Here is a 21,622-nt window from a genome sequence, read left to right as displayed (position 1 = left end):
AGGCAGCGTTTTTGCATTTGTTAATCATTGGAGGTGGGGTGCTTAGTCGACATATTCGAGCGCTTGCTTCAAGTCGTCGAGAATATCATCGATGTTTTCGATACCAACAGAAAGACGAATCAAGTCAGGGGTAATGCCTGCGGTTTTGAGTTGTTCGTCGTTGAGTTGCGCATGAGTGGTGGAAGCTGGGTGAATGATCAAGGACTTGGCGTCGCCGACATTGGCCAGCAGGCTGAAGATCTTGATGTGGTTGATCAACGTGATCGCCCCTTCGCGACCGGCCTTCAACCCGAAGGTAAAGATCGAACCTGTGCCTTTAGGGAAATACTTCTTGGCGAGGTCCGCGTACTTGGAGCCCTTAGCTTCTGGGTAGGAAACCCAAGCGACCTTAGGGTTATCCTCTAAGAACTTCACAACTTTGCGGGCGTTTTCGACATGGCGTTCAACACGCAGACTCAAAGTCTCGAAGCCTTGCAACAGGTACCAAGCGGACTGTGGTGACAAGGTGGCACCGGTATCGCGCAGGTGTTCTGCGCGGATCTTGGTGGTGAAGGCAGCGCCGCCTAAGTCCTTCCAGACGATCCCGTTATAAGAAGGCGTCGGGGTGGTGAAGCCAGGGTAGCGGCCGCTAGCTTCGTAGTCGAACTTGCCGTTTTCGATCACCAAGCCGCCAAGGGTTGCGCCGTGGCCGCCGATGAACTTGGTTGCGGAATGAACCACAACGTCAACGCCGAGTTCGAGGGGCCGAACAAGGTAAGGGGTAGCGAAGGTCGAATCGACGATCACGATGATGCCATGCTTGTGTGCGATGGCAACGACTTTATCAAAGTCGACGATGTTGATCGCAGGGTTGCCAAGAGATTCGAAGAAGACGACTTTGGTGTTGTCTTGAATGGCGTCTTCGAAGTTTTGCGGATCGTCTGGATCAACGAAGGTCGTCTCGATCCCGAGCTTCTTGAAGGTCTCAGAAAACAGCTCGTAAGTGCCACCATAGATGGTCGAAGCAGAAACAATGTGGTCGCCGGCGCCGGTCACGTTCAAGACCGCGGCGGTGACGGCAGCGGCACCAGACGCCAGGCTGATCGCACTGGTCCCACCTTCAAGCGCGGCGGCGCGTGCCTCTAAGGCAGCGTTGGTGGAGTTGGTCAGGCGGCCGTAGATGTTGCCGGCGTCGCGTAAGGCGAAGCGATCGGCAGCTTGCTTGGCGTCTTTAAACACGAAGCTGGCAGTTTGGTAGATCGGAGTGACACGAGCGCCAGTGGCTGGATCTGGTTCTTCTTGGCCGGCATGGAGTTGCAAAGTTTCAAAACGATAGTTGTTTTCTGTCATGATAGACACCTCTGGGTTTTTAGTTGGCATGTGTAAATTATTGATGTAAGGATTAGTTGGCATTGGCCGATGCCTGATCGCGGGGATAAAAAAATCCCGGAACCCTCAATTAGAGGATTCCGGGACGACATGTCGTGTTACCACCCGTTTTTTGATCGTTATCACTAACGCTCACTCGTCAGGTACATGCGTGCACATTCACGCGAATACCTTAGCGCTTTAACGGGCGCTCCCGGACACGGCTTGCAATTGTTCACCGAATCACTGGCTCGAAGACCATTTTCGTCCGCTTCCCATGATCGACTTCCACCGCTCGTCGACTCTCTGTGCATGTTGTTCGGATTACTTATCTTGTCGTTGCCATTTATTGATTTAAACTTTAATCCCTCACTCATCAAAAAGCAAGCCTATTTTCAAATTTTTTTATTTTGCGTGTCTTTGCGGTGACGGCGAACCCCTGTCACTAAAGGAATGCAGTCCTGTCAAAAAAAGATAGCGCTTCATCAATTATGGGGATGGACGCCGCGAGGAAGCAGAGCGGTCACGTCCTGGCTTTTGATGAGAATTTATTTCTGTAAAATGGTAAAATGATGAGGATGTCGTCGCTGTTGCGGCTGGCAACATTCAGAGAAGGGGGATATGCTATAATAATGCTAACTTTGCCGTGAAAGGGCGATTGTGTTGTGAAGAAATTGCGTTACTTGGACTATTATATCTTGGTGCCGTTCCTGTTGCTGGTCGTGATCGGTATTGTGATGGTGTATTCTGCCAGTGCATATTGGATCAAGACACAATATGGACAAGCCGAGAATGCGGTGATGATCCGCCAAATCTTTTTTGTGTTATTTGGGATCGTGATCGCCTTGTTCTTCTATTATTTTCGGCTTCAGATCTTTGCGCATTCCAAGGCGCAATTAGTGCTCTGGGCCGTGACGCTGGCACTACTGTTTTATTTGGCGCTGTTGAGTCACCTCAAGCCAAGCGCTGCGATCAACGGTGCAACGGCGTGGATCCAGCTAGGGCCGATCAACATTCAGCCGACAGAAATCGCCAAGCTGACGGTCATTTTATATCTCGCCCACATGTTTAGCGGCCATCAACAGGACATTCAAGATCCTGATTTTTCCTTGCGGCAGTTCGGCTATCCGATCATGCTGGTGGGGGTCTGTATCGTCTTGGTGTTTTTCCAGCCTGATACCGGTGGTGCCGCCATTATCAGCGGGATCACCTTAGTGATGTTGGCGGCCAGCGGGATCTCGTTGCGCTACGGCGTCAGTTGGGCAGCCTTGTTGGCAGCACTTATTGGGGCGTTATTTTATGCCTTGAGTCACTTTTCGTTTCCAAAGAGTTGGCAGGAGTCTTATCAGTTGCGCCGCTTGCTTGCGTCCGTGCATCCTTTTGCGATGCGCAAGCTGGAAGGCAATCAGGTCGTCAACTCTTTGGTGGCGATCGCTCACGGCGGCTTTTTCGGGGTCGGCCTAGGGAATTCCAGCCAAAAGCTGGGCTACCTGCCGGAACCTTATACCGATTTCATTCTCTCGATAATTACCGAGGAGCTCGGCTTTGTTGGGGCTGTGGTGATAATCGGCTTAATTTTCTTCCTGATCCTGAGATTTTATTTCCTGGGCTTCAAGATGAATAATGCGTATTATGCGCTGATCGCATACGGAATTGCGACGATGATGTTGATCCAAACCACGTTTAATGTCGGCGCGGTGGTCGGGTGGTTACCGGTTACCGGGGTGACGCTTCCGTTCATCAGCTATGGCGGCTCCAGTATGCTCGTGCTGTGTGCCGCCACTGGGATCATGCTTAATATAAGCGCGACAAGAAATCGCGCAATAGAAAAGAAAGTAGGCGTAAAGCATGCATAAAGTGTTAGTCGCAAACCGCGGGGAAATCGCGATCCGGATTTTCCGTGCGGCTGAAGAGCTGGGGTTGAAAACCGTCGGGATCTTTGCCAAAGAAGACGAACTGGCGATCCATCGCTTCAAAGCGCAAGAAGCTTATCAAGTTGGCGCGGGCAAAGCGCCAATCGCCGCCTACTTGGACATGGACGACATTATTCGCATCGCCAAAGCTTCAGGGGCAGATGCCATTCACCCAGGGTACGGCTTGCTGTCTGAAAACGCCGAGTTCGCGCGCAAGGTGCGCGCCGCTGGGTTGACTTTCGTCGGTCCGCGTTCAGAATTGCTCGATGTTTTTGGCGACAAGGTGGCGGCTAAAGAAGCTGCACACAAGGCTGGCTTGACGACCATTCCCGGGACGCCAGAGCCGACGCGCGACTTCAATGAGATTCTTGATTTCACGAAGCAACACGGTTTTCCGGTGATGCTCAAGGCGGCTTCCGGTGGCGGTGGCAAGGGGATGCGGATCGTGCATTCCGAAGAAGAGTTGCGCGACGTTTACCAAAACGCTGTCAACGAAGCCAGCGCCAGCTTCGGCGACGACCGGATGTATGTTGAAAAATACATCAAGTCGGCCAAACATATCGAAGTGCAGGTGCTCGGGGATGAACACGGGCACTTGATCCACTTGTTTGAACGTGACTGTTCCGTGCAACGTCGGAACCAAAAGGTCATCGAAATTGCGCCAGCCATCGGTTTGCCGATGGCGTTGCGCCAACAGATCTGCGACGCTGCGGTGCAGTTGATGAGCTCTCTGCACTATGAAAACGCTGGGACGGTCGAATTCCTGGTTGAAGGGTCTAACTTCTACTTCATTGAAGTTAACCCGCGGGTGCAGGTTGAACATACGATCACCGAGCTGATCACCGACGCCGATATCGTGCAGTCTCAACTGCGCGTGGCGGCCGGCGCAGACTTGTACAAGGACCTGCACTTCCCGCAACAAAAAGACATCACTTTCCGCGGGGCGGCGATCCAGTGCCGGATCACGACGGAAGATCCTGCCAATAACTTCATGCCAGACACCGGCACCATCTCGACCTACCGTTCACCAGGTGGCTTAGGCGTGCGTTTGGATGTCGGCAACGCGTATGCCGGCGCCGTGGTATCGCCTTATTTCGATTCCTTGCTGGTCAAGACGTCAGTGCACTCTGCCACATTTGGCGGTGCGGTGCGCAAGATGCAGCGGGCGTTGCGTGAATATCGCATTACCGGCGTCAAGACCAACCTGCCGTTTTTGAAGAACGTCTTAGACCATCCGGTGTTCCAAGCTGGGGCAGCTGAGACGACGTTCATCGACACGACGCCTGAGCTGTTCAAGCTGCGGCCGGTACGGTCACGTTCGGGCGAGCTGATGAATTATGTCGGCGAGATCACCGTCAACGGCTTCCCAGGCATCGATCGTCGCGATCAAAAGTATTATCCGGACTGGCACTATAAGGCCCAGTTCCCACAAGGCCCGCTTCAGCTGCCTGCTGTCACCGGCGGTCTGCCAGAATTGTTGCGCACCAAAGGGCCTAAGGCGGTCACCGACTGGGTCTTGGCGCACAAGCAGGTCTTGCTAACAGACACGACCTTCCGTGACGCGCACCAAAGCCTGTTTGCTACCCGGATGCGCACGCAAGACATGTTGCGCGTTGCACCGGACATGGCGCATGGCTTGCCTAACCTGTTTTCCATGGAGATGTGGGGCGGGGCGACCTTCGATGTTGCTTATCGCTTCTTGAAAGAAGACCCATGGCACCGGCTGGCGCTGTTGCGCAAAGCAATGCCGAACACCCTGTTGCAGATGTTGTTCCGTGGTTCTAACGCCGTTGGCTATCAGAACTATCCCGACAACGTGATCCGCCAATTCATTCAAACCGCCGCCAAAGACGGGATCGATGTCTTCCGGATCTTCGACTCCTTGAACTGGGTGCCACAACTGACCCACAGCATCGATGCCGTCAAAGAAACCGGCAAGCTGGCTGAAGGGACGATGTGCTACACCGGTGATATCTTAGGCGATGCCCATCCAAAGTATAATTTGGCTTACTATGTCAACTTGGCCAAAGAACTCGTGAACGCCGGGGCAGACATTTTGGCGATCAAGGATATGGCTGGGTTGCTCAAGCCGCAAGCGGCATATACGCTGATCTCAGCGCTCAAAGATGCCGTTGACGTGCCGATCCATCTGCACACCCATGACACCACCGGTAACGGGATTGCGACTTACGTTCAGGCTACCAAGGCCGGCGTCGACATCGTCGACGTGGCGCAGTCTGCCTTTTCCGGCACGACCAGCCAGCCGTCGATGGAAAGTCTGTATTATGCCTTGACCGACAACGACCGCCAGCCAGAACTCGACATCCACAACGCCGAGAAGCTGGATTCTTATTTCCAAAGCATCCGGCCGTATTATGCCGACTTTGGTAACGGCGTCTCTGGTCCTTTGACCGATATCTATACCGTTCAGATGCCAGGCGGGCAGTATTCCAACCTGCAACAGCAGGCCAAGAGCATGGGCATCAATGATTTCACGGCTGTTAAGCAGATGTATGCGGCGGTCAACGAACTCTTCGGTGATATCGTCAAAGTGACGCCGTCTTCGAAGGTGGTCGGTGACATGGCCTTGTTCTTGTTGCAAAACAACCTGACCACCGCCGATGTGCTCGATCATGGCGAAAAGATCGATTTCCCAGAATCTGTCGTCAGCTTCTTCAAAGGCGACCTCGGTCAACCCGCAGGTGGCTTCCCGAAGACCTTGCAAGAAAAGATCTTGCGCGGACAAAAGGCGCTTACCGTACGTCCCGGCAGCCTGGCGAAGCCGGTTGATTTCGACAAAGTCCGCCAAGATTTGATTGCATCCGGCTTAGAAAAGCCATCTGATGAAGATGTCTTGAGTGCCATCTTGTATCCTGAGGTCTTCAAGCAATATCAAGCCGATCACGCCAAGTATGGTCCGGTAACGACTTTGGATTCGCCAACGTATTTCCAAGGGATGCGCTTAGGTGAAACCATTAACGTGGCGGTACGTCCGGGGATCATGTACATCATCCGTCTGGATGCCATTGGTGAACCTGATGCTTCTGGGATCCGAACCTTGTACTTCACTGTCAATGGGCAGAAGCAAGAGACCCAAGTGCGTGATGCCAAGAGTCAACACAGCACGACGGCACACCAGTTGGCAGAGCCGACGAACAAGAACCAGATCGGTGCGCCGATGGGCGGCCGGATCGTCTCGATCGCCGTAGAAAACGGCCAGACCGTGCAAGAAGGCGACGATCTTTTCGTCACCGAAGCGATGAAGATGGAAACCACGGTGCACGCACCGTTCACCGGCAAGATCACACATTTGTACGTCGAAGCCGGCGATCTCGTTCAGAGTCAAGAATTATTGGCAACCTTGAAGCCGATTGCCGAGGATAAGTAGGTGATTCAATGTTAACGATCACCCCCAGAGTGGGCTTGGTGGTTTGGGTCTATTCGCTCAAGCAAATTCGAGCCTTACGCCATTATGGCACGGTGATGTATGTCTCTAAAAAAATGAAATACGTGTACTTGTATCTTGATCAAGATGCGGTTGCCGAAACCACCGCCAAGTTGCAGAAATTGCGGTTTGTTCGCAAGGTTTCGCCTTCCAAGCGACCGGAATTGGCCGTTCATTATGGTCCTGGTGCAGATACCGAAATGAATCGCTTAATCGAGCAGCAACGAGAAGGAGGCCAAGCAGATGCGCGTGATCAGCGGTGAATTTCGTGGGCGTAAACTCGATGCCGTTCCCGGCAACCAAACGCGTCCGACCGCAGATAAGGTCAAAGAGTCGATGTTCAACATGCTCGGCCCTTACTTTGATGGCGGCGTGGCGTTGGATCTCTATGCCGGTACCGGCGCGCTTGGGATCGAAGCGGTGTCGCGCGGCATGACGCACGCCACGGCGGTCGATCGCCAATACGCGGCGATCAACACGATCCGGGAAAATATCGCTAAGGTCAAGGCAGAATCGCGCTTTACGGTCATCAAAGCGCCGGTCGCCAAGGCGTTAGCGAGCCTTGAAGGGCAACAGTTTGACTTGATCATGGCGGACCCGCCTTATGCCAAACAAGAAGTCTTGGAACAACTGGCAACGTTTTTGACGTTAGACCTATTGGCCCCAGAGGGACGGGTGATGCTCGAAACCGGCTTAGACGTCGATTATCCACAGACCATCCCCGGTTATGACATCTTGCGACACCAGACTTATGGCGTCGCGCAGGTGTTGATCTTGCAAAAGGCGGTGAGCGCATGACCAAGACTGCGGTATATGCAGGTAGCTTCGATCCGTTCACCAACGGCCATCTCGATCTCGTTCAGCGTGCCAGCAAGTTGTTCGACCAGGTCGTGGTGGCGGCGATGACCAACACAGGCAAAAAGCCGCTGTTCACCAGCGACGAGAAGCTTGCCATGATCCAAACCGCCGTCGCGGATCTGCCTAATGTCCGCGTGGTCGCCTTGCCACACGAGCTGACGGTACGTTTTGCCCGCAAGCTCAAGGCGCAATACCTGGTGCGTGGGTTGCGTAGCGATACCGATTTCAACTATGAAGCCGACATCGCCACGCTCAACGCCCAGCTGGACCCTGAGATCGAATCGGTGTTCTTGCTGGCTGATCCGCGCTACCGGAGTCTGTCTTCCAGCATGGTCAAAGAAGTCGCCAGCTTCAACGCTGATGTTTCTGAGCTCGTGCCGGCAAACGTGGCAAAAGCCTTGGCTGACAAATTCGGTCGTGACGCCCATGCGTAGGTATCGGCGGTGGGTGCTCATCGGCCTGGTGGCAGTGGTGGTGTTGGCGCTTTGCCTCTGGCCGACGGGCAAGTATATCGAAGTGCCAGGATCGGCGGAATCGTTGAAGCCGTATGTCAAAGTTGCTGGCACCAAGGACACGGCCAAAGGTAGCTACATGTTGACAACCGTTGGCATCGTCGGGCCCGCGACGCCGGTGATGTTGCTGTGGGGGAAACTGCAGCCGTATGCACAGATCGATTCGACGAGCGACCTGATGGGCGACGACAGCACCGCAGAGTACGACCAACTGCAGCGCTATTACATCAAGTCGGCGGCAGATAACGCCGTGGCAGCCGCGTTTAAAGCGGCACACAAGCCCTATTCGATCAAGCATCGCGGTATCTATGTGATGTCGGTGCTCCACGGCTCCCCGTTTAAAAACAAGCTGGCCTTGGGCGACACGATCACGCAACTCGATGGCAAGTCCTATCAAGCCGCCGACGATTATGTTGCGGCGATTCAAAAGCGGGCTATCGGAAGCCAGATCACCTTGACCTACGTTCATAAAGGCCACACCAGACACGCCACGGGGCGCCTGATGCGGCTGCCAGGGACAAAAAAGGCCGGTATCGGCATCACGTTGACTGAAAATACCAGCACGACCTCGACGCCCAAGGTGAAGATCGACGCGGGAGATATCGGCGGGCCGAGCGCCGGATTGATGTTTGCTGTCCAGACTTATACGCAGATCACGGGCGTCAACTGGCGCCATGGCGCCAACATCGCCGGCACCGGCACGATCGACGCCGATGGCCATGTCGGCCAGATCGGTGGCATCGACAAGAAAGTCTATATCGCCAACAAGCGTGGCGCCAAGGTGTTCTTTGCGCCGAACACGCCGGGCACCAAAGCCATTTTAAAATTGGATCCCGAGTATCAAAATAACTACACGGTCGCCAAAAAAACGGCCAAACAGCTACATGCTAAGATGGCGATCGTGCCAGTAAAGACGTTACAAGATGCATTGAATTATCTTAAACAGCGCTGATCATGGCCGTGTGTGGGAAAACCTGCACACGGCTTTTTGCTTGCCTTTTTTGCGAATTTTAAGCACAGGAGGGAAGTATATGGAAAAGATAACAGAATGGCTTCACGACTATTGGCTGGTTGTGTTGGTCGGGTTAGGCGCTGCTGGGTTCATGTGGTGGCAAGGGCAAAACGGCGCCCAGGCGCTGGCACCGGTCCCAGAAGCCAGCGTCAGCACGTCTTGGAGCAGCACCGCTTCGAGCACCCGTTCTGAGTCGGTGCCGAAAGCAGGCTTCGTTCACATCAAAGGTGCGGTCGTCCATCCTGGCATCTATCCAGTTGACGGCACGACCCGGTGGGCAGCGGTGGTGGCACTTGCCGGCGGGCTGACCAAAGACGCTGACGTGGCGACGGTGAACCTGGCGGCCATCGCCGAAGACCAGGCGAGCCTGTTGATCCCCAAGGTGGGCGAATCGGTTGCCCCGTCAGCGGCAACACCAACCGGTGGAAGCACCGAATCGGCGTCGGCGCTGGTCAACTTGAACACGGCAACGGAAGCTGAATTGCAGACGCTCAGCGGCATCGGCCCGAAAAAGGCGGCTGATATCATCGCCTACCGTGAAGAACACGGTGGCTTTACCGCGATCGAAGAGCTCAAAGAGGTGAGCGGCATCGGCGACAAGACGTTTGAAAAGTTGGCGCCGCTTGTCACGGTGGGGCCATGAACGGCCGCTGGTGGTTGATCAGCGCCGGGGTGATCGGCGGCATCGTGTCGGTCGTCGGTCCGCAGGTGATCGGGCTGGCGGTCGTGGTCTATGTGGTCTTGAAGGCGCGCAAGCAAGCGCTCGGTTGGGTGATCGGGAGCATTGTTGCGGGATTGCTGCTGGGCTGGCATGAGGTCAAGGCACACGCCCGGCCGCTTCCGCCAACTGGGATCATCACGGTGATGTCAGCTGATTGGCAAATCGGCGATCATTTTGTCCGTTACGCCGGGCGGGCTGCTAACGGCGTATGGACAAGCGGCAGCGCGGCGATCGATGATGCGACCATGGCGCGCCTGCAGACGCTTGAAGAGCCCGCAGAGGTGCGTGTCAGCAAGCCGCCAGAGCGTCTGGTCGGGGCGCGAAACTTATACGAGTTCGACTTTGCCGGCTACGCCTGGGCCCAGTCCCAACAGGCCTATCAGTTTGACACGCAGCCGTTGGTTTGGCAGCCGCGGGCGATTCATGGGTTATGGGAGTGGTTGGCGAGCTTGCGCGTCAAGTTGTTGCACCGGCTTGAGAGCCTACCACCGCATGTAAGCCGCTATGCCAAGGGGCTGTTGCTCGGGGTCGTCGACGAAGACTTCGATGCCTTACGTGGCGCGTTGGTGGATCTTGGCATCTTCCACTTATTTTCGGTGTCTGGCTTGCACCTGTTTGCGTTGATCGGGGTGTTGTATTGGGTTGCAGATCGCCTCCGAGTGCCAAAAGAAGCGATCGATTGGGGATTAATTGGGATGTTGCCGGCGCTGTTGGTCATCATTCCGCCAGGTGCGGGGATCTTGCGCGCGGTTTGGATGCGGGTCCTGGCTAGCCTCAACGCCCGTCTAGGATTGACATTGACCGGTTTCGATTGTTTTTGTCTCGTGTTGCTCGGCAATGTGATTTGGCGACCATTGGTGTTATACACGTTTGGCGGCCAGCTGACCTATTTGTTGACGGGGGTCTTGATGTTGATGCCGGCACTTGCGCCACGGGTCTTGGCCTGGCGGCTGTTTATTATCGGTGCGCCGGTCGTGATCGCCCACACGTTCAAGCTTCATTTGCTAGGTGGCTGGTTTAACTGGCTATTGATGCCGATTTTTGAAGTGGCGATCATGCCGATGCTGGTGTTGGTGGCGATTTGGCCGACGACGCCGCTACCGAGTGCCCTTGAAGGGATGCTGACCGGTCTTGAAGGCGGCTTGGCCGCACTTGATAGGTTGCCTGGCATGTTGATATTCGGAGCGCTCACGCCGATTGTCGCGGCGTTAGGGGTTGCCACGGCGTTGATCGGCGTCGAACGAAGACGCTGGCGGTATCTGGTAGTGTGGGTACTTGGCGCGTATGCACTGGCAAATTGGCATCCCCAATCTCGGGTCGTTGTGTTTGATGTTGGGCAAGGGGATGCGATTTTGATCGAAGCGGCCAACAAAAACGGCACGATGCTGATCGATACTGGCGGCCGGTTGTTTGGCAAGGTGCGCAATCCGCTTGCGGTGCGAGTAATCATCAATTATCTGCACGCTCGTGGTGTGGCCAAGTTGGATACTTTGGTCCTTACGCACGCGGATGCTGATCACGTCGGCGACGCCGCAGTGTTCACTCACCAAATGCCGGTGACAAACGTGGTGACGACGCCGCTGGCAAGTCACCAGCCGCTGGTGCAGGCGGCATTGGCGGGGAAGGTAGCGACCCACCAGGAAGCCTTGGCTGGTCAAACCGTGGCGGCAGGGCGCTTGCAGTTGCGTGTCGTGGCGCCGAACAGCACGACAGCGACCGAGAAAAATGCGGACTCGTTAGTCTTGTATGGTAAGATAGGAGACGGCAATTGGCTGTTTACAGGGGATGCTGATGCGCATGTTGAGACAACTGAATTGTTGCCGCAACAACTCGATGTGGACTACCTCAAAGTTGCGCATCACGGCTCCAAGACCGCCAGCACCCCGGCATTTATCGCCAGTATCACCCCTGCTGCGGCCTTTATCTCGGCTGGAGCGGCCAATCGCTATGGCCATCCGCACCAGGAGACGCTGGCGACCCTTGACGCAGCGGGGGTGCCTTGGTGGAATACGGCCGCTTCGGGGATGATCTGGGTCGACATGACCGCCACGTCTCACCATATCCAGACAATGTTGAAGGAGTAAGCATGCAAGTCAGTGAATTACGTCGACAGCTCAAACAAGGCATCCCGCCTCTGGTCGTTATTTTGGGAGAAGAGCCCGCGTTGCGCAATCAGGCACTCACGATTTTGCGCGCCATTATTCCAGAAGACGAAGCCACGATGAACTTGGCAACCTATGACATGCGCCAGACGCCGGTGGCTGTGGCACTCGATGATGCCACCTCGCAACCTTTTTTTGGCGAACGGCGAGAAGTGATTATTCAAGACCCATATTTTCTCACAGGGGAAAAAGCCACTGGCAAAGTCGAGCATGATCTTGAGGCCTTGACCGCGTATTTCAAGGATCCAGTGGCATCGACGCTGATGGTGTTGGTGGCACCTTATCCTAAGCTGGACGAGCGCAAGCGCCTGACCAAGGCGTTGCGCAAACAAGCATTGATGGTAGAAGCTAAACCGCTGGATGAGCGTGCGGCCAAGCAGGCGGTCTTGAACGCGTTGAAAAAGCAACATTTGAACGTGACGACAGACGGTGTCGAAACCTTGGCTCAGCGCACCAATGCAGATTACAGTGTCATGATGGCCCAACTTCCAAAGCTGGCGTTGTATGCCGCCAACGGGGCAACACTTGATGCAGAAGCCGTGTCGGCGCTGGTCCCCAAGCAACTCACAGACAAGGTGTTTGATCTCGTCAACGCGGTGCTGGCTAAAAACGTCACCAAGGCATTGAATATCTATCGCGACTTGTTGATCCAAAAAGAAGAACCAATCCGGCTCAACAGCTTATTGCTCGGCCAGTTCCGGTTGTTGTTGCAGGTGCAGATCTTAGCCAAAAAAGGCTATAGTCAAGGCAGTGTGGCATCGACGCTTAAAGTGCATCCATACCGTGTGAAACTCGCTTGGCAACAAAGCGGCCGCTTAGCGCCAGAGGCGTTGCGGGCGGCATATCTAGGCCTCGTCGATACTGAAACAGCAATGAAAACCGGCCGTGTCGACAAAGAACTCGCTTTTGAACTCTTTGTGTTAGAATATTCCCGCCAACGATAGCTGAGTAGTTACGTTGTCCGGCAGCGTAAGTCTTTGGTGTTGGGTAGACCGGTTGACTGTCGGGTGCGGGCGAAAGCGACTCCAGCAGGCTTCAATCTGACGTGGAGAGGGTGCTCGGCGGAGCTAACTCAGCTTCGCTGAGTGGATCTCCACCTGCGCCTTGCTGTAAGCGACAAGTCGCCAACAGCAATCTCACCACGTCAGATTGACCTGCTTCCGTCACTTTCACCCACACCCTAGATCCTGCGTATCAGGATAATTTGATGCCATGGCCAATCGGGTTAATCCATTCTTGATTAGACGTATTGTCAGCCACTAGTCTGCTTCCGCTCTCTTAGAAATTGCCACTTCGGGTGATGAAGGACGCTAACGTCAGGGTTTGGTGTGTGGAGGCCCGAGATGGCTCAGGCGCGGCATTGTTGTTAGCGGCTTGCCGCTTACAACAAAGGCGTCGAGGAAGATCCACTCGTAGCGTAGCGGAGAGTTAGCTTCCGAGCGCCTCGCACCGTTCCAGCCATCTCTAGGGCCGGAACACACCAAACCCGACTTATATCACTATCTCAAACACATCCCAAAGAAGACTGACGCTGCCGGACAGTAGCAATAAATGACTATACTAAAAAAGGCGATTGAAAAAATTCTTCAATCGCCTTTTTGGACAATAAAAAACGCTTCAGAAGAGAAGCGTTCAGCCGGATTACTTGTTCAGTAATGCGGAAAGACGGCTCTTGTCGCGGCCAGCCTTGTTCTTGTGGATCAAGCCCTTGGAAGCGGCCATATCGATAGCGCGAGTTGCTTCCTTGAGAAGATCAGCTGCGTTGTCGGCACCGTTTGCTTGAGCAACTTTGTACTTCTTAACGGTGTTACGCAAAGCACTGGCTTGCGCAGCGTTGTTTTGGCGGGAAGCTTCTTGAGTCTTCACACGCTTGATAGCAGATTTAATTTGTGGCATGAGGTTCACCTCCGGATATTATTAGTTGATACTACTAGGTTTTGCTTCAACAGGAAGTATTATACCCAAGGCGTGCGACCATTGCAATAAAAACTTGTAAAGGAAAAGTGCTTGATAGCTAAATCCGAGACTTGCAATCGGTGAAAATATCTTGTAAAGTTAACAAGTACTTTTGAACCTGTTACTTAGCTTTGCGGTTCACCGCGCAATTCTCAGTTTCAGGCAATTATAATAGAAAGGTGGAAATAACCCATGGCTATTTCACAAACACAAAAGAACGAAATCATCGCTAAGTATGCACGTCACGAAGGCGACACTGGCTCACCAGAGGTCCAAATCGCCGTTTTGACCGCCGACATCTTGGCATTAAACGATCACTTGGATGTTCATCATAAAGATCATCATTCATATGTTGGTTTGATGAAGAAGATCGGCCAACGTCGTAACTTGCTTCGTTACCTGCGTAACAAAGATGTTGCTCGTTACCGTGAACTCATCAAGTCTTTGGGTCTGCGTCGTTAAGCCGCAAACCATCTGCGACCTCCATTTTGGGGGTCGTTTTTTGTTTGCCCGGGTGACATAGGTTTTCTCATAGCCGTGTGGTACACTAGTTGTTAGGAAAAACCGTGACCAGTTCGACTGGTGATAATTTAATATGAGGTGAAACCATGACTAAAATCAATCTGGTTGCCCTCGGCGGTGTACGTGAGAACGGTAAGAACATGTATGCCATCGAAGTGGACGATCAAATTTTTGTTGTCGATTTTGGGTTGAAGTACCCCGACAACGAACTCTTGGGAATCGACATCGTGATTCCTGACTTAACTTATTTGGAAAACAATGCAGACCGTATCGCGGGGATCTTTTTGACCCACGGGCACGCCGATGCGATCGGGGCCTTACCATATTTCTTGGCCAGCCATCAGGTGCCGGTGTTCGGGTCTGAGTTGACCGTTGCGTTGGCCAAGCTGACGACCCAAAACGATCCGCAAGCCAAGAAGTTCAAAGACTTCCATGTGATCGACGAAAAGTCGGTGATCGATTTTGGCAACGTGTCGGTGTCCTTCTTCCGGACGACCCACAGCATTCCGGGGGCGTTAGGGGTCGACATTCAGACGCAAGCTGGTCAAATCGTTTATACCGGCGACTTTAAGTTCGACCAGAGTGCGCGGCCAATGTACCGCACCGATCTGGCGCGCCTCGCGCACATCGGTGAAAACCGGGTGCTTGCGTTGATGTCGGATTCGGCCAATGCAGAGTCACCATACACCAACGCATCAGAGCGCGAGATTTATGGCACCATCAAAGAAACCTTCAAATACCATACCGGGCGGATCATTGTCGCTGGCGTCGCGGGCAATATCGAGCGGATCCAGCAGGTCTTAGATGCCGCTGCGGCCAATGACCGGCGGGTGGTGTTGACCGGCCGTGACGTGCAGAAGATCGTCAAAACCGCCATTAAGATGAAATACATCAAGTTGCCAAACAGCGAGATCTTGGCAACGACCAAGGACCTCAAGACGTTGACGCCTGAACAAACGGTCATCTTGGAAACCGGGCGGATGGGCGAACCTTTGAAGTCGCTGCAACGGATGGCGACGTCTAAACACCGCCTGATCCACATCCACGAAGGCGATCTGGTCTTCATTACCACCAGCATTTCTCATGCGATGGAGACGATGGCAGCCAAGACCAAAGACCTGATCTATCGCGCCGGCGGGGAAGTCAAGACGATCAGCGATTCCTTGCACGCTTCAGGGCACGCCAACAAACAAGATCTGCAGCTGATGTTGAATTTGTTACGGCCTAAATTCGTGGTGCCGGTCATCGGCGAGTATCGTCTGCTGGCCGCGCATGCCGAGATCGCGCATGAAGTTGGCATTCCGTATTCCCACATTTTCATCCCAGCACCTGGCGATATCTTGAGTATCGAAAAGGGCAAGATGCATAATGCCGGGCATGTCGATGCCGGCAACACGATGATCGATGGCATCGGCGTCGGGGATATCGGCAACATCGTTTTACGCGACCGCAAGATGCTGGCAGAAGACGGGATTTTTATCGCGGTCGTCACGATCGATCGCAAGAAGAAAAAAGTCGTGGCGCATCCGAAGATCCAATCACGCGGCTTCGTCTACATGAAGACTTCCAAGGACTTGTTGCAAGAATCCGCCAAGTTAGTGACCGATTCCGTGCAGAAGAACTTGGATCACAAAGAGTTCGACTGGAGCACGCTGAAGCAGGCGGTGCGCGATGATCTCAGCCATTTCTTGTTTGATCAAACCAAGCGGCGGCCAGTCATCTTACCGGTGATCATGGAAGTCAACCAAAACAGCGCCAAGCGTCAATAATCCAAAAGTCGCAGGCCAAGTTGTCTGCGGCTTTTTCAAACCAGATTGTAAAGGAGATTACCGTAAATCATGGGAAAAGTCGTTTCGATGCCAAATAATCCGAACCGCCACCTGACGCTCGGCGAACGCGCGCTTAAAAGTGGCAATTATGCCAGTGCCGTGGCGCATTTGGAAAAAGCGTTCAAACAAGCGCCAGTGTTTGATATTGCCCGCAAGCTCGTCGCCGCAGAAAATGGGCTGAAGCAGCCGCAAGAGGCGGTCAGCTACCTCAGCGAGTTCATGGAAGATTTTCTCGCGACTGCCGAAGACACCGCGACGTTGTACGACACGCTGTTGGCACTGCCAGATTATCGCTTTGCCTGGGCGGTATCCCACCATGTCGCAGATTCCCAGGTCGCGGCGATCACTCAACGGATTGAGAAAGCCGAGGCACAAGACTTGGCCGCCAACCTCGACGAGATCGATGACTTGACCCGGCAGCTGCGACATCTTGGTGGTTTTGAACCACAAAAACAAGAGAAGCTGTTGAAGCAACTGGGTCGCTTGCCCAAGTCGAAGCTGATCGATGCGGCCAGAGCCAATCTTGGCGATGCCGACGTCCACCCGGCGGTGCGGATCAGCTTGTTGGACGCCTTGACTGCGGTCGGGGACGATCAGCCTGTGACGGTGATCGGCTATGAGCATTCAGGTGAGGTCGTCCCGAGTGAGTTGCCAGGGGTCCTCGGCGACCACACGTTGTTGGCGGTGCTCGATCAGGTCCAACGCCAACTTGGCTTAGGCGATCCGGAACTGATGCGGGCGACGGTTGAGGTGCTACGGTTTGAGCTTGGCTACTTATATCCGTTCATCGATCAGGCCATTTCCGACCCTGCGCACTTTGCCAAGAGCTATCTGCACAAACAAGCACCTAGTGTGACCCAGGAAGAACACGAGTTATTCAATTGGCTGGAGCAGCAGACGAGCAAGTTATCAAACATGGCGTAATCATGGGATTTTGCTGTAAATGAAAAAAACTTGACGGCTAGGCTTTACAAAGTCGGTAATTCTAGATATAATCATTTTCGGAATTCATTTCCAGCCGAAATATTTCCTTTGGAGTTTCGGCGTGAATGTAGTACACTATAACGTAGAGTTTGCATAGCATTTGCTGTGTCACTTTGCGATAAAAATACAGGAGGTTCGTTTTTTCATGGCTGAAAAAGAACACTATGAACGCACTAAGCCCCACGTAAACATTGGTACGATTGGGCACGTTGACCACGGTAAGACTACCCTGACCGCGGCTATCACCAAGGTACTTTCCGAAAAGGGCCTTGCTAAGGCGCAGGACTACGCATCTATCGATGCTGCCCCTGAAGAAAAAGAACGTGGTATCACCATCAACACCGCGCACGTTGAATACGAAACCGAAAAGCGTCACTATGCGCATATCGATGCCCCAGGGCACGCGGACTACGTTAAGAACATGATCACCGGTGCTGCGCAGATGGACGGTGCGATCTTGGTTGTTGCCGCTACTGACGGCCCGATGCCACAGACGCGTGAACACATCCTCTTGGCTCGCCAGGTTGGTGTTGATTACATCGTTGTCTTCTTGAACAAGACTGATCTTGTTGACGATGACGAATTGATCGACCTCGTTGAAATGGAAGTTCGTGAACTTCTGTCCGAATACGATTTCCCTGGTGACGATATTCCTGTTCTCCGTGGTTCTGCCCTCAAGGCGCTTGAAGGCGACGAAGAACAAAAGAAGGTTATCGAAGAACTCATGGACACGGTTGATGAATACATCCCAACCCCAGTTCGTGATACCGACAAGCCTTTCTTGATGCCTGTTGAAGACGTCTTCACCATCACTGGCCGTGGTACCGTTGCTTCTGGTCGTATCGATCGTGGTACCGTTAAGATCGGTGACGAAGTCGAAATCATCGGCTTGAAGCCAGAAGTTCTCAAGTCCACCGTTACGGGTCTCGAAATGTTCCGTAAGACCTTGGATCTTGGTGAAGCCGGCGATAACGTTGGTGTCTTGCTTCGTGGTATCAACCGCGACCAAGTTGAACGTGGCCAAGTTTTGGCAAAGCCAGGTTCGATCCAACTCCACTCCAAGTTTAAGGGTGAAGTTTATATCTTGACGAAGGAAGAAGGCGGCCGTCATACGCCATTCTTCTCCAACTATCGTCCTCAGTTCTACTTCCACACAACCGACGTTACCGGTGTCATCGAATTACCTGATGGCGTTGAAATGGTAATGCCTGGCGATAACGTTACCTTCGAAGTTGACTTGATCAGCCCTGTTGCTATCGAAAAGGGTACCAAGTTCACCGTTCGTGAAGGTGGCCGTACTGTTGGTGCCGGTGTCGTTTCCGAAATCATGGACTAATCGACACTTGCATTAAGAAAGAAGTCTTCCGCATTGCGGAAGGCTTTTTTTTGCGTTGTCAGATGCTAGCCTGATGGCGGTGAATAAACAGCCGGGGCGAGACGCGTTGACAAGGAAGAGGAACGCGATAAATAGGGCCCAGTCATTTCTTGAAGCTTTGGTGCAAACAAAAACGCGCCAACCTCCACAGGCTGACGCGTTAATACTGATTAATGACGATGTTGTTTACCGGCGTTGCGTTTTTGCTTGCCGGCGTTACGGTTGTTTTTCGTGATGCCAGGACGGGCTGGATTGAGTGGTGCAGCCTGAGCCGGTTGGGTCGGCTTGTCGAAAGTGTGCTCGTCGACCACGATGACCGGCGGGTTCTTTTCCATCTCAGCATCGAGGCGGCGGCGGATCCCAGGGGTGATGACATAAGTGACCAAGAGTTGTTGGATCAAGATGATGATCCCACCTGCCAGGAAGTATAAGCCTAAGCCGGCGTTATACATCAAACAGAAAACGAAGGTCATGATCGGGCTGAGCAGTGCGGAAGTCTGCATCGCCTTGCGTTGTTCAGGTGCGACCCCTTGTAACATCACCCAGCTTTGGGCTAAGTAGAAGAAGGTCGCCACGAAGGTGATGATGAGGCTGGAGTGGCCAAGTTGGATCCCGAAGAAGGTACTCTTAGAGATCTCAGGTGAATAGGCGACCGCTTGGTACAACCCCGAGAAGATCGGCAGCTGGATCAACAGCGTCAAGCAACCCATCGAAGGGATCATGCTGGTGCCATTTTTCTTGTAAACGTCTTGCATCAGCTGGTTGAGGTGCATCGTTTCTTCTTGGGTGATGCCGGGCTTCTTCATTTGTTTCTGGATGATGTCAAGCTGTGGCTTGAGGATCCGGGTTTTTTCTTGAGAAGCCGTCATGTTTTTCTGCTGTCGCAACATGGCCGGCAGGAGTACCAGACGGACGACCAGCGTGATCAAAAGAATTGAAATCCCGTACGCATTAGCGGTCGGAATGCCGCTGGCGATCCATTCCATTACGTGTTGAAGTGGTTGGCCAATGACTTTATAAAACATCCCGAAGAATCCAGTTGGTGGCTTCGGGGTCGTCGATATCTTTTGTGTGCAGGCGGTCAAAAATAAACCGAGGCTGGCGATCCCGCCAAGCGTCGCCCACTTTTTTATTCTATGCATGTTGTCTGTCCCTTCATCAGTTACTGTCAATAACTATACTTGACGAGCGACAGGCTTTCAATACGTCTCAAGAAGGAATCGTGTAATTGTCATGATGTAAGCGCATTAATAAGTGACAATGAACTCATTATCCGGAAAATCTTTCGTCAGAAGATGCTCTTCGTAGGTGGCGACGCGACCGCTCGGAGTAGGACTGGCTTTGATCGCCGCGGTGAATTTGGCCATGGCGACGACATCCCCGCACGCTTCGATATAGACGGAACCGTCCCAATCATTTTTGACGAACCCGCGGATTTTGAGTTGATCGGCAACTCGCTTGGTCATCCAGCGAAAACCGACGCCTTGCACCCGGCCTGTGACGCGAATCGATTTGGCTATTTCTGCCATACACAAACACCTCCACCTTCTATTTTATCACAGTCAGCATTGCGTCAATGACGAACTGCCGCAAGACTGTTATACTCATAAATGAGTCCTTGAGGAGGAAATTATGGAATATATTGCATCACCAAAAAACGAGCATATTAAGGCGGCCAAGAAACTGACCGTCAAGAAGTATCAAAAACAAGGCGACGCCTATCTTTTGGAAGGCTGGCACTTGGTGGAGGAAGCCTTGAAAGCCGGGCAGACGCCGCGTCGGATCTATGCCACCGACAAGTATACAGAAGAGCGAGAATTGCGGCCTTACTACGAGCTCGTGACTGAGATCAGTCCCGAGGTCGCCAAGCACCTCGCTGAAACCCCGACACCGCAAGGCATTTTTGCGGTCATGCCGCGGGTTGTGGGTGAGCTGCCGGAGACGCCAGCAGGTCGTTACCTGTTGCTCGACGGCATCCAAGATCCGGGTAACGTCGGGACCTTGGTACGGACCGCTGATGCTGCCGGCATTCACGAAGTGGTGTTCGGCAACGGCACCGCTGACGCGTTTAACCCCAAGGTTTTGCGTGCCATGCAAGGCAGTCAGTTCCATGTGAACATCACCACCACACCGCTACCGCCAGTCGTTGCATCTTTGCAGGAAGCAGGCATGCCGGTGTATGGCACCGAGCTGAACGTCAACGCCAAGTCTTATCGTGACGTCGAGCCTAGCGAACATTTTGCCTTGATCGTCGGCAACGAAGGCAATGGGATGACAAAAGAACTGCTTGACCAAACCGACACGAACCTATACATCCCGATCCGTGGGGAAGCTGAGTCCTTAAACGTCGCCATCGCCGCTGCTGTGGTGATGTTCCACTTGACTGCTTAAGAATCTCTAAACCGGTTACAAAAACATCCAAAAGCCTGCTATAATAAAGCCTGGATTATTCACCTCGGTATTTGGGACATGAAATCGCATCTGGCCGGTCTGAAAGCAACGTTTGGAGCGTTGCGAATACTGACTGAGCGGAGAAGTTGGTGATCGATGCACCACGAACAGACCGACCCAGTTTTCGGCTCGACGCACGACCTATTCAGTTATTCAGTTCAGGTCGCCAACTGATGGACTTCGTCCATGAGCCGACTAAACCAGTTCTTGTAAACATAGTTAGAAGCAAGATGAATCACCACACGACGGGCGTGCCAAGTAATCCTACCGGCGATGTGAAAGAGACTGAACCGTAGCGAGGAGATGGTTGAACGACGGTCTTCCGAGACAAAGAGCTGTTTAAAGAGCTGAACCAGGTTATAGGCAATACCGGTGATCAAGGCTCGTGCAGTGTTCCGTGCAAAAGTTGAGCTGTCTGTTTTGTCAAAGCCAAACCCGCATTTCAGCTCCTTAATTTGGTTCTCAGCATTGCCCCGCTGTCTATAGGTCTTGAACAAAGTCTCTGGAGCCTCGGAGGCCAGGCTGGTCACTACGA

Annotated in this window: 19 protein-coding genes and 1 other annotated feature; of the genes, 14 read left to right on the top strand and 5 right to left on the bottom strand. The window is 53.3% G+C overall.

Translation table 11 applies throughout. From position 1 onward, the window contains the following. Positions 1–42: 42 nt before the first annotated feature. Positions 43–1,329: an O-acetylhomoserine aminocarboxypropyltransferase/cysteine synthase family protein gene (locus tag ACYVRB_RS10930; protein ID WP_461215383.1), complete on the bottom strand. Its 1,287-nt coding sequence runs from the start codon at positions 1,327–1,329 to the stop codon at positions 43–45. Positions 1,330–1,446: 117 nt separating this feature from the next. Next, positions 1,447–1,696, bottom strand: a binding site (T-box leader). A 316-nt stretch (positions 1,697–2,012) separates the two neighbouring features. On the opposite strand from ACYVRB_RS10930, the gene ACYVRB_RS10925 reads away from it, so the two are divergent. The 9 genes from ACYVRB_RS10925 (at position 2,013) to holA (ending at position 12,914) form a co-directional block, all read left to right on the top strand. After that, the gene (locus ACYVRB_RS10925; RefSeq protein WP_461215382.1) at positions 2,013–3,203 is read left to right on the top strand and encodes an FtsW/RodA/SpoVE family cell cycle protein; all 1,191 of its coding nucleotides are present in this window, start codon (positions 2,013–2,015) and stop codon (positions 3,201–3,203) included. Next, positions 3,196–6,648 (top strand): pyruvate carboxylase, encoded by a 3,453-nt coding sequence (locus ACYVRB_RS10920; protein WP_461215381.1) that lies wholly within the window; start codon positions 3,196–3,198, stop codon positions 6,646–6,648. The genes ACYVRB_RS10925 and ACYVRB_RS10920 overlap by 8 nt, the downstream gene beginning before the upstream one ends. Before the next feature lie 8 nt (positions 6,649–6,656). Further along, positions 6,657–6,968: a YlbG family protein gene (locus tag ACYVRB_RS10915; RefSeq protein WP_461215380.1), complete on the top strand. Its 312-nt coding sequence runs from the start codon at positions 6,657–6,659 to the stop codon at positions 6,966–6,968. Further along, the gene (gene rsmD / locus ACYVRB_RS10910) at positions 6,949–7,503 is read left to right on the top strand and encodes a 16S rRNA (guanine(966)-N(2))-methyltransferase RsmD (RefSeq protein ID WP_461215378.1); all 555 of its coding nucleotides are present in this window, start codon (positions 6,949–6,951) and stop codon (positions 7,501–7,503) included. The genes ACYVRB_RS10915 and rsmD overlap by 20 nt, the downstream gene beginning before the upstream one ends. After that, positions 7,500–7,997 (top strand): pantetheine-phosphate adenylyltransferase, encoded by a 498-nt coding sequence (gene coaD / locus ACYVRB_RS10905; RefSeq protein WP_461215377.1) that lies wholly within the window; start codon positions 7,500–7,502, stop codon positions 7,995–7,997. The genes rsmD and coaD overlap by 4 nt, the downstream gene beginning before the upstream one ends. Continuing rightward, positions 7,990–9,027 (top strand): SepM family pheromone-processing serine protease, encoded by a 1,038-nt coding sequence (locus ACYVRB_RS10900; RefSeq protein ID WP_461215376.1) that lies wholly within the window; start codon positions 7,990–7,992, stop codon positions 9,025–9,027. The genes coaD and ACYVRB_RS10900 overlap by 8 nt, the downstream gene beginning before the upstream one ends. Positions 9,028–9,106: 79 nt before the next feature. Continuing rightward, the gene (locus ACYVRB_RS10895; protein ID WP_461215374.1) at positions 9,107–9,730 is read left to right on the top strand and encodes a helix-hairpin-helix domain-containing protein; all 624 of its coding nucleotides are present in this window, start codon (positions 9,107–9,109) and stop codon (positions 9,728–9,730) included. Next, positions 9,727–11,892 (top strand): ComEC/Rec2 family competence protein, encoded by a 2,166-nt coding sequence (locus ACYVRB_RS10890; RefSeq protein ID WP_461215373.1) that lies wholly within the window; start codon positions 9,727–9,729, stop codon positions 11,890–11,892. Before ACYVRB_RS10895 ends, ACYVRB_RS10890 begins: the two co-directional genes overlap by 4 nt. 2 nt (positions 11,893–11,894) lie before the next feature. Next, entirely contained in the window at positions 11,895–12,914 is a 1,020-nt protein-coding gene (holA, locus tag ACYVRB_RS10885; protein ID WP_461215371.1) for a DNA polymerase III subunit delta, read from the top strand. A 697-nt stretch (positions 12,915–13,611) separates the two neighbouring features. Here the strand turns inward: holA and rpsT are convergent. After that, a complete protein-coding gene (rpsT, locus tag ACYVRB_RS10880) occupies positions 13,612–13,866 on the bottom strand; it encodes a 30S ribosomal protein S20 (protein WP_461215370.1) in 255 nt (84 codons plus the stop codon). A gap of 252 nt (positions 13,867–14,118) precedes the next feature. Between rpsT and rpsO the strand changes: the two genes are divergently transcribed. The 4 genes from rpsO to tuf all read left to right on the top strand — a co-directional run bounded on the left by rpsO (position 14,119) and on the right by tuf (position 18,597). Then, positions 14,119–14,388, top strand: coding sequence for a 30S ribosomal protein S15 (gene rpsO / locus ACYVRB_RS10875; protein ID WP_461215368.1), 270 nt, complete (start codon positions 14,119–14,121; stop codon positions 14,386–14,388). Positions 14,389–14,534: 146 nt separating this feature from the next. Continuing rightward, positions 14,535–16,217 (top strand): ribonuclease J, encoded by a 1,683-nt coding sequence (locus ACYVRB_RS10870; RefSeq protein ID WP_461215367.1) that lies wholly within the window; start codon positions 14,535–14,537, stop codon positions 16,215–16,217. A 69-nt stretch (positions 16,218–16,286) separates the two neighbouring features. Then, positions 16,287–17,201 carry a hypothetical protein gene (locus ACYVRB_RS10865; RefSeq protein WP_461215366.1) on the top strand — a complete coding sequence of 305 codons (915 nt, stop codon included), beginning with the start codon at positions 16,287–16,289 and terminating at the stop codon, positions 17,199–17,201. 205 nt (positions 17,202–17,406) lie between these two features. Next, positions 17,407–18,597, top strand: coding sequence for an elongation factor Tu (tuf, locus tag ACYVRB_RS10860; RefSeq protein WP_461215365.1), 1,191 nt, complete (start codon positions 17,407–17,409; stop codon positions 18,595–18,597). Positions 18,598–18,806: 209 nt separating this feature from the next. Here tuf and yidC read toward each other — a convergent pair whose 3' ends face one another. Further along, the gene (gene yidC, locus ACYVRB_RS10855; RefSeq protein ID WP_461215364.1) at positions 18,807–19,778 is read right to left on the bottom strand and encodes a membrane protein insertase YidC; all 972 of its coding nucleotides are present in this window, start codon (positions 19,776–19,778) and stop codon (positions 18,807–18,809) included. Positions 19,779–19,883: 105 nt separating this feature from the next. Further along, positions 19,884–20,165, bottom strand: a complete 282-nt coding sequence (locus tag ACYVRB_RS10850) for an acylphosphatase (protein ID WP_461215363.1) — start codon at positions 20,163–20,165, stop codon at positions 19,884–19,886. A gap of 103 nt (positions 20,166–20,268) precedes the next feature. On the opposite strand from ACYVRB_RS10850, the gene ACYVRB_RS10845 reads away from it, so the two are divergent. Further along, on the top strand, positions 20,269–21,027 hold the full coding sequence (locus ACYVRB_RS10845; RefSeq protein WP_461215361.1) for a TrmH family RNA methyltransferase: 759 nt from the start codon (positions 20,269–20,271) through the stop codon (positions 21,025–21,027). 218 nt (positions 21,028–21,245) lie between these two features. Here the strand turns inward: ACYVRB_RS10845 and ACYVRB_RS10840 are convergent. Next, positions 21,246–21,622 (bottom strand): transposase (locus tag ACYVRB_RS10840; RefSeq protein ID WP_461212776.1); only part of this gene is annotated, 377 nt, incomplete at its 5' end.

It is taken from the genome of Lacticaseibacillus boliensis (assembly GCF_054784775.1).
This window is presented reverse-complemented; position numbering and strand designations above follow the sequence as displayed.